The organism is Ruegeria sp. J8 (assembly GCF_056531925.1).
In genome coordinates this window covers 288,716-301,831 of the sequence record NZ_JBQFMR010000004.1, presented here as the reverse complement: position 1 = coordinate 301,831, position 13,116 = coordinate 288,716, and the positions used below count along the sequence as shown (strand labels likewise).

Genomic DNA, 13,116 nt, shown 5'->3' with positions numbered 1-13,116 from the left:
CGGCTACAGCCCCGTTTTGTGCGCACGTGCGGTGAAGAAGATGCCGGAGGGGTTGTCGGCCTCGATCTCGCGTAGTTTCTCGAAGCTTTGCGTGTCGTAGACCATGACCTTGTTGGCATCGCGCACGCTGATCCAGACCTCATGTCCGCGCGGAGTGAATTCCATATGCAGCACGGCGGGTCCTGGTTTGAATTCGTGGATGATCTCTTTGCTGACGCTGTCGATCACCTGAACCGTGTCGTTCAGCGGGTGGGCAAAGTTCACCCAGACCTGCCGCCCGTCAGGACGTGCCATGGCAAAAACCGGTTGGCCGTGCGTCTGTGTGCGACCGGTCTCGGTCAGGGTGTCGGCGTCGATCCACAGTACCTCGTGATGACCCACGGCGGGCAGCACGAATTCGCGGCCCGACAGCGCCCAACCTTCCAGATGAGGCATCTTGTAAACTGGCATTTCCTCTTGCCCGCGTCCGTAATTGGGCAGCACGCGGATGGGTTCGGGCGTCTCGGCCCACAAGTCCAGCGCAGTCAGACCGTCCTCGCCAAACAGGCCGGTGATATAGGTGCGGCCATTGGCGGTGATCAGCGCGTCATAGGGGTTTTTGCCCATGTTGGGGATCTTGGTGATCGCCGGGTCACCCTTGGAGAAATCGGCAATCCAGGTCTCGCCCGTGTCCCACATGGTGAACACGAACCGGCGGCCTGGCGCGTCGACCAGACCGATGGTTTTGCTGTCGGTGGGGATGTCGGCGACCATGTCCAGCGTATCCGCATCGAAGACGCGCACGCCGCCGGGTTCATAGTTTGAGACGGCGACCAGGTTGCCATCGTCCGAAATCGCGCCGCCGATGGCGTTGCCCGCCTGCACGACGCGGTTCACGATCTGGCGGGTGACGATGTCGACTTTGGTCAGCCCTCCGTCACGCCCGAACACATAGGCAAAGCGTTCGTCGGGCGAATAGACCAATGAGGCATGGGACAAATCGCCCAGCCCTTCGATCCGGGCCAGCGCGGCGCGGTCGGATTGATCGACCAGCAGGACCGATCCCTTGGCCCGTTCGATCACAAGGCCCAGATCTCCGGTGGCTGTGGGTTCGGCCTGCGCCGTGGTCATCAAGAGGGGCGCGGCAAGGGTGAGGATGAGGTGTTTCATTGGGTCTCCTGTTGCAACAGGTAACGGGCGATCCATTCGGCTTCTTCTTCACTGATCAAGGGTCGCCATGGGGGCATTGCGGTGTCTGGGATGCCGTCAAGGATCACGCCTGTCAGAATTTCGGCGTCATAGTGTTCAAGATTTTGAGGTCGGAGATCGGGCCCAAGTCCACCTTTTAGCGACAACCCGTGGCACGAGCCGCAATCTTGGTGGACCAGCCGTTTCAGGGCGTTGGGGTCCAGCGTGTCGGCGGCAAAGGCGGTTGTGGCCACAAGCACGGCGGTTGTCAGAGCGGCGCGCGCGGTCCAGCCTGCACAGCGGGTCGTCGCGGCGTCGCGAAACCCTGGTCGGCGATGGGCGAGACTAGCCATGTGCTTGCTCCAACAGCTCTGCCAAAGGCTTTTCGGCATAAAGCGAAACCACTTTGCCGATGATGAACAGCGTAGGCGCTTTCAGATCAGCCTCGCGCACATCCGCCGCCAACCGATCCAGCCGGGACACCATGCGGCGCTCATTCGGGGTCGTCGCTTTGCCGACAGCCAGAACCGGGGTTGATCCGGGCAGGTTCTCGGTCATTAGGCCTATGGCGATCTGGCCGATATTGGCGACGCCCATATAAACAACCAATGTCGAGTCCGGGTCGGCCAGCCGTTTCCAGTCAAGATCCAGCACCTTGTCGGCCTGCCGGTGCCCCGTGACATATTGCACCGACGTAGCAATCCCGCGATGGGTAAGCGGCACGCCAGTGGAGCACGATGCCCCCTGCGCCGCCGTAATCCCTGGCGCGTATTCGACAGGAATGCCACGGTCCATCATATAGGCGGCCTCTTCAGAGCCACGGCCAAAGATCATGGGATCGCCGCCCTTAAGGCGCGCGACTGTGTGACCGGCGCGGGCTTCGTCGACGAGGATTTCATTGATCCGATCTTGCGGCACCGTATGGCATTTGGGCGCCTTACCCACGGGAACTAACCGCGCGCCATCCGCGTGCAGGTTCAAAATATCGGCCGAAACAAGACGGTCGTACACAACCACATCCGCTTCCTTCAGCATCCGCAGCGCACGCAGAGTCATCAGCTCGGGGTCGCCGGGGCCTGCGCCAATCAGAAAAACCTTACCGCTCATGTGCAAACTCGCTTGATCTGAATGTAGTCGGGACCCGGAATCGCGCTGCGTGTATGGGACGTTGCTGGGCAGGCCGGGCGTGTCTTGCCCCAAGGTTCCCGCATTTTCGGCCGTCTTGCCTTGACTAAAGTTAAGGAGCGCGGGATTTGCGCCCGCGCTCCTTTGTTCTGCCTGCATGGTTGCCTCGGCTCAGGGTTCGACGGTGATCATTCCGATCATGTTCTGTGTCTCCCAATGCGGTCCGCACAGGTAGTCCTGCGGGCCGGGGGTGAGGAAGGTCAGATCAACCGATTCCTCGGGGAAAAGCCGGTCGCTTTCGGGCTCGCTGCCATCTTTCAGCAACACCGAATGGCTGGTGCGCTTGTCCACATTGACCCAGCGCACCGTGGTCCCGGGTTTGACCGTCAGGTCGACCGGGCAGAAGGTGTATTTGTAAATCAACACCACCTCGGCATCCTCGACCGCGGATGAGGGCTGGCCGAACAGCTCGACATAGCGGTCTTCGGCTTCGGCGCAGAGTTCGGCAGTGTCATCCGCCCACGCGGGCGCAGCCAGAAGCAGCAGGGCGGGAAGAAGGTGTTGGGGTTTCATCGTCCAAATCTCCTCTTCTTTGGGGAAGGGGCCGGATCGTCCGGCCCCTGTCGTTTACTGTTTAACCACGTTGATGAACGCGCTGTCGTCGTCCAGCGCCAGGCTGGTATCCAGCGTCACGTGGTGGAACCGGGCGGCGGCAAAATCATCGTGGATTGCAAAACCGACGGTGTAGGTTTTGCCTGCTTCCAGTGGCACATCCCCCGGTGCGCCCGAGTTCAGCGGACGGGTAAAGACCACCGTCCACATTCCGCCGTCCATGCTGGCCGAGGCGGCAATCTCGCCGTCATTGACCACGCGCTGTTCCAACAGATAGCCGTTGGTGGCGCTGCCATCGGCATAGACGCGCATCAGGTCCAGATAGGTGCCATCAGCCAGATATTGCTCGATCTGTTCAGCCGCGTGCAGCTTGTCCCAACCACCCAGAGGCTTGCCCCGGCGGCCTTTGGTGTCGATCTCGGTCCGGCTTTCACTGATATACTTAGTCACTGTGTCCTGAGCGGCCAGACGGCCCGAGACATCCGCATTTGCTGCAATCTCCTCGGCGCCCGGATCAAAGGGCATATAGGTGTTGTCCGCGTGGCACGAGGCCCAGCAACCCACCTGATCGCCCATTTCGATACCGGTGCCGGTGATCATCATGGCCACCTTGATCTGGTTGTCGGGGTCCATCTTGCCACCATCCACGAACGGGGCAGGGCTGTGGCCCGCATCCGGCCATTGCAGGCGGATATAGAGGTTCTCATCATCATGGGCCGCCTGCACGGTTGCGTCGATCACACCGCGTTTTCCGGGGATCGGTGTCGGTTCAAGCTCTCCCCCGGCAACAATCTTGTTGCCGATCGCGTCCAGCTCGGCGGCGTGACAGGTCGTGCATTTGTCGCCGCCCTTGGTCAAAGGCCGTGCGCCCCCATGAGATCGACCATTCTGCACCCATTCGAACGAGGCCTGGCCGGGGTAGAACAGTTTCATGTCCGCACCAGCCACCGCATTCCAGTCGATATTCGTGCCAACATCGCTGCCGCCTGCCGAGGCTGTTTCGTCGCTGCCGGCTTGCTGTTCGGCCAGAGCAGCATCAACAGCCGCCGCGATCTGCGCCTGGATAGCCTCTTGCTGCGCAACACGTGCAGCTTTTTCAGCCTCGGCCTCTGCGGCCTCTTTGGCTTCGATCCGTTCCAGACTGGCCAGATATTCGGCCGGAATCTCGCGGATAAAGGCCGGGTTCGGGGCTTCGAGTTCTTCCAGATACTCCTCGTCCGCCCGATCACGGGCATCCGAGTGGGCAATCCCCTTGTGGCAGTCGATACAAGTCTGACCGACGGTCATCGCGTTCAAGTGCTGCTGCCGTGCGCGGGGTTTCTGGAACTCGGGCATCATGGATTCGAAATCATGGCAGTTACGGCATTCGCGCGAGTCTGTGGCCTTCATCCGTTCCCACTCGTTCATCGCCAGGTGCACGCGCTTGGCTTCGAATTTCTCGCGCGTGTTGATGGTACCGACCATCTTGCCATACAGCTCTTTAGACGCCTTGATCTTGCGGATGATCTTGTGCGTCCAGTCCTTCGGCACGTGGCAATCGGAACAGACGGCGCCGACGCCTGAACGGTTCACGTCGTGGATCGTTCCGGTGTATTCTTCGTAAACGAAATCGCGCATCTCGTGGCACGAGACGCAGAATTCCTTGGTGTTGGTCGCTTCCATGGCGGTGTTGAACCCGCCCCAGAAGATGATGCCGCCGACAAAGGCCGCGGCGATTCCAGCCACGGGCATTCCCCACAGGAAATACCGGCGCCAGATTGGTTTTTTCTTTTCCGGTTCGGAGGTCATATCCAGTCTCCGTTATGGCTTTCTTTTCTGGCCCTGGGTGTCAGGCCTGTGGATTTTGATGAGAAGTCAAACGAAGAAAGGGCGGGCGAGGGGCCCGCCCTTTCCGGTGTTTGGTGCTGAACCCGTCAGGTGACGTGGTTCGACCGGTTGTAGACGTTGAACTTGCCAGTTGGCGCGAACAGACCTTTCACGCGCGCTTTCTCTTCCAGCGTTTTGGCGTCGAAGATCACGATCTCACCGTTAGGCTCTTTCGAGGTCGAGCGGTTCCACTTGGAAACCCAGACCTCGGAGCCGTCCTGGTTGAACTCGAAGTGGACGGCGACATTGCCTTCCTCTTCGGTGATCTGGATTGTTTTCACGATCTCACCGGTGGCCTTGTCGATGACCTGCACCGATTGCTGAATTTCAGGCTCGGGGTGTTTGGTCTGGTCGGCCCAGATATAGTCTGATTCCGGGTGGGTCCGGATGAACAGACCGGGTCCATCGGTTTCAACTTCATAGCAAGTCTGCCATGCCTGATCGGGGTGACCTTCGGGGTCGTTACCCCAAACGGTGACCGTGCCTTCACCCAGGTGGGTTGTGCCTGCAACAGGACCGCAATTCGGGTCATCCCAGTTTGCACCGGGGCCGGGGTGCGGCAGCGGCGCAGTGTCGATCAGTGCTTCCAGCTTGTGAGTCTGGGTATCGACGACAACCATTTTGTTCGACGCGTTTGCGGCGATCTGGAAGTAGCGACCGGTTGGGTCGAAGAACCCATCATGCAGGAACTTGGCGCTGTCGATCTTGTCGATCCGCAGGTTGTCCAGGTCGGTGTAGTCCACCTGCCAGAGCTGGCCGAGTTCCTTGACGGCGACAATCCATGTGGGCTCGTTCGGGGTGGTGTAGATGGCGGCCACACGGCTTTCTTCCACATAATCCCCGTCCACGTTCACACCGCGCGTTGAGACAACCTTTTTCGGCTCCATGGTTTCGGCATCGACGATTGCAAAGTGCGGCGGCCAATAGGCCCCACCGATGACGTATTTACCGTCACCCGAAACAGCCACGTCGCGGGCGTCATACCCAATGGTGACTTCGGCCACGAGCATGTTTTCAGGGTTCTGCCACAGGTCGATCTTGGTCATCTTGCCGTCCCGGCCCATCGTGTACCAGAAGCGGCCCGGATTTTCCGGTTCTTCCAGTTTATGGTGCTCGGACGCTTTCAGAACGTGCACGGCATAGCCGGTTGGGATATGCGCTAGCACTTCCTTGGTATCACCGTCGATCACGGCCACCTTGCCTACGTCACGCTCAATGACGACAAAGAAGTTTTCCCAGTTGCGGCCATGCAGAGGCTCGGTCGGGTAATCTTCGGGTTCCACGTAGACCTTGCGGGTCGCCATCATCTGTTCCAGCGACATCTCGGGCGGCTTGGGCGGCTCCATCTGGATGTAGGTCGCCATATCGCGGATTTCGTCCTCGGTCATGACGTCCGAGAAGTTGTTCATCCCACCTTCGGTACCCCATGCGATGATCTTCTCAAGCCGTTCCTGACCCAGTTTCAGGGTACCGGATACGGTGACGGTGCCATCGTCATTTTTCTTCTCGACCACAGGTTCAAGGCTTTTGCCTGTTGCCCCTTTGCGCAAAACGCCGTGACAACCGGCGCAGCGTTCAAAGTACAGCTGTTTCGAGGATTCAAAGGCTTCTTTGCTCAGGGTTGGCTCTTCTGCCAGGGCAGGTGCAGCGACGCTGCCCAGCAGCATCGCCAAACCGACCCCAAAGGCGCGACCGGTTTTATTGTAGCTGATTCCAAGTGACATGATCACTCTCCGTTTGCTGGTGAGGCAGGTCCAAGCCTGAGACATCGGCGACCGGCGATCCTTGACGAAAGTCAACAGTGCCGAGGCAATTTGTCGTCAGCCGCGAAAAAAGCCAGAAAATCCGACAGTGAAATCTGAGTCTTACGGGCATGTTTGCCGGGTTTTGACTTTGGTTAAGCAGTGCGGTTGAGCGCCTTGATAGGATGACCAAAACCGTCAAGGAGAGCAGCCATGCCCACAATCATAACCCGCGTATTTGGGGAAGGGTTTCGCGTTTTCTTTCTGTCTGCTGGGCTCTACGGCCTATTTGTCGGGTTGGTCTGGGGTCTGTGGTTAAGCGTGCCCTATCTGGCACCGAACTACGGGATGACGCCCCCAATGTGGCATGCACATGAGATGGTTTTCGGCTATGCAACCGCAGCGCTTGGTGGGTTTTTTCTGACGGCAGTTCCCAACTGGACAGGAGCGGCGGACGCGCGCGTGCGGTTCATTACATTGGCTGCCGCAATGTGGTTGGCAGGGCGGATGGCCATGTGGTTTTCAGGGATGATATCACCGGTTCTGGTTGCGGCGGTTGATCTGACCTTTGTGCCGATACTGGCGGCCAAGATCGCGACTCAGCTGATGCGGCGGCCGAAGCCGCAAAACATGATTTTTCTGCTGTTGCTGGTCTTCATCTGGGTGGCGGATCTGTTAACGCATCTGGAATGGATGGGGGTGACGGAAAACACGCTGCAAACCGGCCTGCGCGCAGGTTTGCTGACTTTGTGTGCGATGATCGCCATTTTAGGAGGACGGATTACGCCAGCTTTTACTCGCAACGCCATGAAACGTGCCGCTGTTCCCGAGGCGGAGTGGCCGGTATCTGTCGCGGCGTTGGACAGGGCGGGGATGGTGTTGGCGCTGACCCTGCCGCTGAGCGTGTTGGTCTTCGGCATAGGTCGGGTTGCCGCGGCGTTGGCCCTGCTGCTGGGTGGGGTTCAGGTTCTGCGCATGGCACGCTGGCGCACTCGCTGGACCCTGCACCAACCGATCCTTTTGGCGCTGCATCTGGGGCTGGGCATGTTGGCGCTGGGTCTGATCCTATGGGGTCTGGCCGGGCTTGGCCTGGGCAATGAGGTCGCCGCGCTGCACGTATTAGGCATCGGCTGTGTTGGGGGTATGACCTTGGCCGTCATGAGTCGCGCCGCACTGGGTCACAGTGGGCGCGATTTGGTCGCGCCGGGACCGATGGTGGTGGCCTACGGGCTGATGGCCGTCGCCGCGCTGACCCGTTGGATCGGCACCGATCTGAACGCGGGCTATCTGGTGGCGATGCTGCTGTCGGACGGGCTGTGGGTTGCGGCTTTCGCCCTGTATCTGCTTGCGATGTGGCCCGCGTTGACGGGCGCCCGCGCAGCCCGATCCGCGTAAAATCCCACAGGCTTGACTTTCGTTAAGGAGCCGGGCCTGCCCAATCTCCATTCTGCCCATACTAGCTAATCTGCGCAAAGGAGAGCGCAATGCGTGAAGTCATGACCAAGAGCATGGCTCGCAATATATTCTACGGCGGGTCCCTGTTCTTTATCCTCATCTTTCTGGCTTTGTCGGCCCATTCCCATCTGTATATCCTGCGGTCGGAAAACACCGCCAAGCTGGATGAAAGCGTGGTCCGGGGCAAACATGTCTGGGAAAAACACGCCTGTATCAACTGTCATACGATCCTGGGCGAGGGCGCATACTATGCCCCCGAAGTCGGCAACGTCATGACCCGTTGGGGCGTGCTGGACGACCCGGAATCGGCCTTTGAGTCCCTCAAGGGCTGGATGGAGGCGCAGCCGACCGGCATTCCCGGTCGCCGGCAAATGCCCAATTTCAACCTCAGCGACGAAGAGATCCGCGATCTGGCGAACTTCCTGATCTGGACGGACAATATTGACGCTCAGGACTGGCCGCCCAACGAGGCGGGCTGAGAAGGGAACCGGAACAATGAAATATGAATCCCAAAAAGTGGCCTACGCGTATTTCGCATTCGCAATGGGCCTGTTCGCGATCCAGGTGATCGGCGGCCTGCTGGCCGGTCTGATCTATGTGTTTCCGAACTTCCTGGCTGATCTGTTGCCGTTCAACATCGTGCGTATGCTGCATACCAATGCCCTAATCGTCTGGTTGATTACCGGCTTCTTTGGTGCGGCGTACTTTCTGATCCCCGAAGAGGCGGAACGCGAAATTCATTCGCCCACGCTGGCCTACGCGCAACTGGCGATCCTGATCCTCGGAACACTGGGCGTGGTGCTGACCTATACGTTCAACCTGTTCGAAGGCAACTGGCTGCTGGGTAAAGAGGGACGCGAGTTCCTGGAACAACCCAAATGGGTCAAGGCCGGCATCGTCGTTGCCGCGCTGATCTTCCTTTACAACGTGTCGATGACCGTTCTGAAGGGTAAGAAGACCGCGATCACCAACATCCTTTTGTTGGGTCTGTGGGGTCTGGCGCTGCTGTTCCTGTTTGCCTTTTATAACCCCGGCAACCTGTCGCTCGACAAGCAATACTGGTGGTATGTCGTCCACCTGTGGGTTGAAGGCGTGTGGGAGCTGATCATGGCCTCGATCCTGGCCTATCTGATGCTCAAGCTGACAGGCGTGGACCGTGAGGTGGTCGAGAAATGGCTCTATGTCATCGTCGCCGCGGCGCTGTTCTCTGGCATCCTTGGCACAGGGCACCACTATTACTGGATCGGTACGCCTGCCTACTGGCAGTGGATCGGGTCGATCTTCTCAAGCCTCGAAGTGATCCCGTTCTTTGCGATGATGGCCTTTGCCTTCGTCATGGTCTGGAAAGGCCGCCGGGACCATCCCAACAAGGCCGCTCTGCTGTGGTCGCTGGGCTGTGCGACGCTGGCCTTCTTTGGTGCCGGTGTCTGGGGCTTCCTGCATACGCTGCACGGGGTGAACTACTATACCCACGGCACGCAGATCACCGCGGCCCATGGTCACCTGGCCTTCTATGGCGCCTATGTCTGCCTGAACCTGGCGATCTTCAGCTATGCCATGCCGATCCTGAAAAACCGCGATCCGTATAATCAGGTGCTGAACATGGGATCGTTCTGGCTGATGTCCTCGGGCATGGTCTTCATGACCTTTGTGCTGACCTTCGGTGGCACCGTCCAGACACACATGCAGCGGGTGGTCGGAGACTACTTCATGGATGTTCAGGACCAGATTGCGATCTTCTACTGGATGCGTCTGGGGTCTGGTGTGGTCGTTGTCCTTGGCGCGCTGCTGTTCATCTACTCGCTATGGGTCCCCCGGAAAGAGGTGATTGAACCCGGCGCAGCTGAAACCCCTGCGGAGTGATGGATATGGACGGCTCCATTAAACTGAGTGAGGGGGCGGCAAACGCCCCCTTCTACCTGCCCCAAGGCGATGAATGCGATGTGTTCTGCGCCGCTTACAACAACGACCTGCCGCTTCTTCTGAAAGGCCCGACAGGCTGCGGCAAGACCCGGTTTGTGGGCCATATGGCCGCTCGGCTTGGCCGCCCGCTTTATACCGTGGCCTGCCATGACGATCTGGCTGCTGCCGACTTGATCGGCCGCTATCTGCTGAAAGGCGGTGAAACGGTCTGGGTCGACGGTCCCCTGACCCGCGCGGTGCGCGAAGGCGCGATCTGCTACCTCGATGAGGTGGTCGAAGCCCGTAAAGACGTCACCGTCGTGCTGCACCCGCTGACCGACGACCGGCGCATCCTGCCGATCGACCGCACCGGCGTAGAGCTTGAGGCCGCGCCCGGTTTTATGCTGGTCGCATCATACAACCCCGGATACCAGAACATCCTAAAAACCCTGAAACCCTCGACCCGGCAGCGGTTTATCTCGTTGGAGTTCGATTTTCCGTCACCTGAAATGGAGGCCGAAGTTGTCGCCAAGGAAAGTGGCCTGTCGCTGGAACGCTGCAAGCCGCTGATCCGGCTGGCGAACAAGCTGCGCGGGCTCAAGGGTCAGGACCTTGAGGAAGGCGTCTCCACCCGTTTGGTCGTCTATGCCGCGACACTGATCGCACAGGGCATGTCCACCGACCGCGCCATCCTTGCCGCAATGATCGAACCTCTGACAGATGACGAGGACATCAAACGCGGGCTCCTCGATCTTGTCACGGCTGTCTTTGGGTGAGGCCGGCCGATGGTCAGGATCGATTTTGAGCCATGGGAACCCGAAGAAACGATCGGGAAACTGTGGCACACCCTTGCCAGCCGCCTCGATGCACCCAAGGTGCATGATGGAGCCGCGGTCGACCTCTCAGAGGTCGCGGGGCGGCTGGCCGTCCTCTTTCGAGGACTTGGGGGTAGCCCGGGCGTTGAATTGCGCCCGGTCTCACCCGAGATTTCACGCCACCGTCTAAGCTGGCGCCGCAAACTGGCGACCGAGGCCGAACTGATGCCGCGCGCCTCGTTCGACGGAGAGGTTCTGCGTCTGCCCGACCGACTAGCGGTCTATCCGCTGCGCGAGGCCAATGGTGCGCTTTATGTCTGGCTGGCCGCCGCTGCGGCCCATGCCGGAACCCGCACAGACGAAACCGACCTGCTGCGCGCTGATCTGCGCGCGCTGGCTGCGGCCCGGCAGATGGTCAGGGACACCCTGGAAGATGCCCCCGGCCTGCGCCCGCTATATGCCGAGCTGTGCAAGGGTTTGCAGCATCTACGCAGCGTCCCCGATCTGCCCCCTGCCGAAGCGGCGGTTGAAAGCATCATCCGAAACATGCTTGGCGATCCCGATCCGCTGTCCGACCGGGCCCGCGCCTATCTGGACCTTCAGGCTGAGGCCCCGCGCGGCTATCAACGCTTTCGCCCGGTGCCCCTGTGGCCAGAGCTACGCACCGTCGGCTTTTCCGAACACAATGAGGTCGAGAACCCCGACACTGAAGGTGAACCCGAGGAATCCGGCGAAAAAACCCACCGCTCTCGCCGTCGCAAATCGGATCAGGCGAACCGCAGTGACAGTTTCATCCTGCATAAGTTCGAAGCCATCCTCAGCTGGGCCGAGTTCCTGAACATCAACCGGCGCATCGACGATGACGACCCCGATAACGCCAAAAAGGCCGCGGATGATCAGGAAGAGATCGGGCTGGGTCAGATTTCCAAGGCCCCGCCCACCAAGCTGAAACTGCATCTGGATCTGGCACCCGAGGATGTGAACCGCGAACGCCTGTCGGGCCGCATCCTCTATCCGGAATGGGACGTGCGCACCGGCCAGTACCTGCCCGACCATGTCAACGTCCTACTGTCCGACGCCGATATCCGCGAAGACGCCGCCGAGTTTGGCAAAGACCCCGCCACCGCCCGCCGCATCCGCGCGGTCAAACGTCAGTTCGAGGCCCTGCGTCCCGGCCGCGTCATGACGCGCGGCCATCTTGATGGCGATCAGTTGGATATCGAAGCTGCCGTGCGCGCTGAAACGGACCGCTTCGCCAGCGGCGAAGGCAATGAACGTATCTGGATGCAATCCCGCCCCGAGGCACGCGATCTGGCGGTCTCGATCCTGCTGGATGTCAGCCGCTCGACCGAAAGTGCTGTCACTGGTCGCGCGGTAATCGACATCGAACGCGAGGCGTTGGCCGCACTCGCCTGGGGCCTGAATGCCTGCGGCGACGATTTCGCCATCCACGCCTTCAGTTCGCTGAAACGCCAGCGCGTCTATGTGCAACGCTGCAAGCGGTTCGATGAACCAATGGGCGGCACCGTCGAACAACGCATCGCCTCGCTGCGTCCAGGTCACTACACGAGGCTTGGGGCCGCGATCCGCCATTGCTCGGCCGATCTGGCGGCGCAATCCCGAAAACGCCGCTTGCTGTTGGTCATCACCGACGGCAAACCCAACGATCTGGACCACTACGAAGGCCGCCACGGCATCGAAGACACCAGTATGGCCGTGCGCGAAGCGCGCCGCGCCGGGCAATCGGTTTTTGGCGTTACCATCGACAAAACCGGCAAAAGCTGGTTCCCGCGCATGTTTGGCCAGGGTGGTTTCGCCGTCATCCCCGACCCGCACCGCCTGACCATGGCGCTGCCGCAGATCTACCGCCAATTGGTCGGCGCATGAGCGACAGCTCTCTGATCGACGAACTTCCGGGCGAGTTGCTGATGTGGGTATTGATCATCTCGGAACTGCTGGTTTTCGGCGCGGGCCTAATCGCGTTCATGGGCGTGCGCCTGACCGACCCGACAGGCTTTGCCGAGGCGCAGTCGCATCTGCACCGAGCCGGAGCCGCCCTGAATACCGCAGTTCTGGTGACGTCAGGGTATCTGGCGGCAATGGCACTGCATTGGCGGCAGGCTGTGCGTCGCAAAGCTGCGCGGTTCAGCCTGATCGGCGCGGCCCTTCTGGGAGTTGTCTTTTTGATCATCAAGGGGATCGAATACGTGGACAAATCCGCGCAAGGCATCACGTTCGCAACCCACCCGTTCTTCCTCTTCTACTACCTGCTGACCGGCTTTCACGCGGCGCATGTGCTGGCCGGTGTGGGTGTGCTTCTGCTGGTCGCCTGGCGCGACCATCCCCGCAACATCGAGGCTGGCGCCCAGTTCTGGCACATGGTCGATCTGGTCTGGATCATGCTGTTCCCTGTCATCTACCTTTTGGGATAA

The 13,116-nt window shown here is 60.1% G+C and carries 12 protein-coding genes; 6 read left to right on the top strand and 6 right to left on the bottom strand.

Annotated features, from left to right (window positions below):
• Positions 1-3: 3 nt before the first annotated feature.
• The 6 genes from ACR0L1_RS11055 to ACR0L1_RS11030 form a co-directional block, all read right to left on the bottom strand.
• Positions 4-1,149 carry a cytochrome D1 domain-containing protein gene (locus ACR0L1_RS11055; RefSeq protein WP_480858822.1) on the bottom strand — a complete coding sequence of 382 codons (1,146 nt, stop codon included), beginning with the start codon at positions 1,147-1,149 and terminating at the stop codon, positions 4-6.
• On the bottom strand, positions 1,146-1,520 hold the full coding sequence (locus ACR0L1_RS11050; protein ID WP_480858820.1) for a c-type cytochrome: 375 nt from the start codon (positions 1,518-1,520) through the stop codon (positions 1,146-1,148). Before ACR0L1_RS11050 ends, ACR0L1_RS11055 begins: the two co-directional genes overlap by 4 nt.
• Positions 1,513-2,274, bottom strand: coding sequence for a uroporphyrinogen-III C-methyltransferase (gene cobA / locus ACR0L1_RS11045; protein ID WP_480858818.1), 762 nt, complete (start codon positions 2,272-2,274; stop codon positions 1,513-1,515). Before cobA ends, ACR0L1_RS11050 begins: the two co-directional genes overlap by 8 nt.
• Positions 2,275-2,463: 189 nt before the next feature.
• Positions 2,464-2,865, bottom strand: a complete 402-nt coding sequence (locus ACR0L1_RS11040; RefSeq protein WP_480858816.1) for a cupredoxin domain-containing protein — start codon at positions 2,863-2,865, stop codon at positions 2,464-2,466.
• Positions 2,866-2,919: 54 nt separating this feature from the next.
• Positions 2,920-4,692 carry a NapC/NirT family cytochrome c gene (locus tag ACR0L1_RS11035; RefSeq protein ID WP_480858814.1) on the bottom strand — a complete coding sequence of 591 codons (1,773 nt, stop codon included), beginning with the start codon at positions 4,690-4,692 and terminating at the stop codon, positions 2,920-2,922.
• A gap of 125 nt (positions 4,693-4,817) precedes the next feature.
• Complete coding sequence (locus ACR0L1_RS11030; protein WP_170771888.1) at positions 4,818-6,494, bottom strand: cytochrome D1 domain-containing protein; 1,677 nt, start codon at positions 6,492-6,494, stop codon at positions 4,818-4,820.
• Positions 6,495-6,725: 231 nt separating this feature from the next.
• Here ACR0L1_RS11030 and ACR0L1_RS11025 point away from each other — a divergent pair, with 231 nt between their 5' ends.
• From ACR0L1_RS11025 to ACR0L1_RS11000, 6 genes are all read left to right on the top strand, one after another.
• Entirely contained in the window at positions 6,726-7,907 is a 1,182-nt protein-coding gene (locus ACR0L1_RS11025) for an NnrS family protein (protein WP_480550815.1), read from the top strand.
• A gap of 89 nt (positions 7,908-7,996) precedes the next feature.
• The gene (locus ACR0L1_RS11020; protein WP_170771892.1) at positions 7,997-8,446 is read left to right on the top strand and encodes a c-type cytochrome; all 450 of its coding nucleotides are present in this window, start codon (positions 7,997-7,999) and stop codon (positions 8,444-8,446) included.
• A gap of 16 nt (positions 8,447-8,462) precedes the next feature.
• Positions 8,463-9,830, top strand: coding sequence for a cbb3-type cytochrome c oxidase subunit I (locus ACR0L1_RS11015; protein WP_480503894.1), 1,368 nt, complete (start codon positions 8,463-8,465; stop codon positions 9,828-9,830).
• Positions 9,830-10,645, top strand: a complete 816-nt coding sequence (locus tag ACR0L1_RS11010; RefSeq protein WP_480858811.1) for an AAA family ATPase — start codon at positions 9,830-9,832, stop codon at positions 10,643-10,645. Before ACR0L1_RS11015 ends, ACR0L1_RS11010 begins: the two co-directional genes overlap by 1 nt.
• A gap of 9 nt (positions 10,646-10,654) precedes the next feature.
• Positions 10,655-12,571: a nitric oxide reductase activation protein NorD gene (locus ACR0L1_RS11005; protein WP_480858809.1), complete on the top strand. Its 1,917-nt coding sequence runs from the start codon at positions 10,655-10,657 to the stop codon at positions 12,569-12,571.
• Positions 12,568-13,116: a cytochrome c oxidase subunit 3 gene (locus tag ACR0L1_RS11000; protein WP_480858807.1), complete on the top strand. Its 549-nt coding sequence runs from the start codon at positions 12,568-12,570 to the stop codon at positions 13,114-13,116. The genes ACR0L1_RS11005 and ACR0L1_RS11000 overlap by 4 nt, the downstream gene beginning before the upstream one ends.